General features: G+C 62.5%; 1 protein-coding gene. It reads left to right on the plus strand.

Features of this window, described 5'->3' with window-relative positions:
* On the plus strand, positions 1-499 hold a 499-nt coding region (locus J5M56_RS24535), incomplete at both ends, for a C-terminal helicase domain-containing protein (protein ID WP_207938002.1).

Below are 499 nucleotides of genomic sequence, written 5' to 3' on the forward strand. Positions count from 1 at the left end.
GGACAAAAAGGTCCGCGACGAAATCGCCCGCAGTGGCGTGGCGCGCAGTCAGATCATCATCCTCGATGCGCTGCTCAAGCTGCGCCAGGTCTGCTGCGATCTGCGCCTGGTCAATATGCCGCTGACGGCGAAGGCGTTGCGCTCGGGCAGCGGCAAGCTGATCAGCCTGATGGAGATGCTTGAAGAATTGCTCGGCGAAGGTCGGCGCATTCTGCTGTTCTCGCAGTTCACCTCGATGCTGGCGCTGATCGAGCAGGAATTGCAGCAACGCGGGCTTGGCTACTCGTTGCTGACCGGCGACACCACCGATCGGCGCACGCCGGTGAGGGATTTCCAGGGCGGCAAGGTGCCGTTGTTCCTGATCAGCCTCAAGGCCGGGGGCACTGGTCTGAACCTGACGGCGGCGGACACGGTGATTCACTTCGATCCGTGGTGGAACCCGGCGGTGGAGAATCAGGCGACTGATCGGGCGTATCGCATCGGGCAGAACAATCCGGTG

Origin of the sequence: Pseudomonas sp. 51_B (assembly GCF_017491595.1) — a bacterium.
GTDB lineage: Bacteria > Pseudomonadota > Gammaproteobacteria > Pseudomonadales > Pseudomonadaceae > Aquipseudomonas > Aquipseudomonas promysalinigenes.